Annotated in this window: 1 protein-coding gene; it reads right to left on the bottom strand. The window is 59.1% G+C overall.

The window, feature by feature from the left end:
* A partial coding sequence (locus tag NKI35_RS31210; RefSeq protein ID WP_352742643.1) for a Ulp1 family isopeptidase occupies positions 1–1,607 on the bottom strand: 1,607 nt, incomplete at both ends.

Below are 1,607 nucleotides of genomic sequence, written 5' to 3'. Positions count from 1 at the left end.
CGTCTTCATTAGCTTTCCCAGGGGGGAGATACTCTGGCCAACTGTATTCCTCCTGCGGCCCGCTGTGCTGCGCAGCGGCGTCCCCCTTGCTCTTAAGACTTTGAAATTTAAATGGGTCCCCGGGAGCAACGTCTGGCGCTGACTGGCCGAGCCGCTTGATCTGCTGGTGAAACGTCCCAACGGGGCTTTCCTTAACCGCGTCTCGGGCCTTTCGGTCCATGAGTTCAAAGTTCGTGAGATTATTTGTCGTTCCGAATGTATCGTCACCCCTGAGGCGGGTTTGTAGTGCCTGCCGATTGACGACGAGGTTGTTGAGGTTCAGGCTATCTGGCTGCGATTGCAATCGCCCAACCAGCGCCCGCGTGCCGTCCACCACGTAGACTCCGCAATCCACCCCGTTGCTCTGCTGGGCGATGCGGGATACGCCCACGCGGGTCTCCAGGCTGGCGCCCAGATTTTCTGCGAGCTCTTTTGCAAGCGTGTCATTGCATCCGTTGTAGGAGTCATAATGATAGGCAACCGGCCGCTCCCGGTCGCTGCGATCAACGAACAGCAGCGACCAATGGGTGCCGCGCTCCTCACGAGTCGTACCGGCATCGCTCACTGGCACGAACAGGAAGTCGGCTGTGTCGTTACCGTTCTTATGGACGATGCGCTGGAATGCGCTTAGCATGACGCTCTTGGAGCCCAAGCGCAGATGATAATTGGCTACGAGGGGATCCACGAACCGCGTCCGGGCGGCGAGATCTGGATTGTTCCCCTGCAACTCCTGCTCCAGGAGCTGGTAATCCCTCTGGATATGTTCGTCGCCTAGCCATTCCAATGCGCCGAGCACCCGCCCGTCTTTAGCTTTCCCAGGGGGCTTCTCTGGCCGACCCAATGCCTCCTGCGGCCCGCTTCGCTGCGCAGCGGCGTCCCCAATGGCACGAGCCTCCATGCCGACTGCGTCTTCCGGACGAGCAGCAAGGGCAATTTCGCGCCCGGGTGCGAACTTCCGGAGATGAGCTAGTGCACTGATCCTCCGGTTACCACCGGAGTTCACATAGCGCTTGGCATCTTCATCCAGCGACCCCTCGTGAAGCCGATCCGCAATCCCCGGCTTTTTGTTTTCATGCAGGTATTCACTGAAACGTATAAGAGTAGATCCATAGACCTGAATGGTACCGCGATTCGGCCCGGTCGCAGGCGCTTCTTTGTACTCTTTGATGAGAGCCGCTGTGTAATCTCTGATGAGCGCGGCGTCGGCAGGGTAGGGATTCCGGACAGGGCGGTCCACCACTGGCGCTCCGCCCGCCAACGTCTTGAGACGACCCAGTGCTCTGACGATCGAGGGGCCACCACCCCAGATCTCGTACTCCTTGCGATCCCGATCCAGCGACGAATCGTCAAGCCGAGCAGCAAATCCCGGCCTGTTATTGTCAAAGAGCCAACGACCAAAGCCGAGAAGAGAATTTACATGGCGCTTGACCGTGATCTCCCCGATCTTACCGGCATAGAGTGCTGACCTCAGCCCTTCGACAACGGTCGCATCGTTGGAATAAAGAGGACCCTTGTCGGGACCGGAGACCACTTTTGGGCGATCTGGCTGCACCGCCGCCGGCACAGAA

The organism is Mesorhizobium sp. M0676, from assembly GCF_040320535.1.
Taxonomy (GTDB): Bacteria; Pseudomonadota; Alphaproteobacteria; order Rhizobiales; family Rhizobiaceae; genus Mesorhizobium.
The sequence above is the reverse complement of the archived record's forward strand: the minus strand, read 5'-3'. Positions and strand labels throughout refer to the sequence as shown.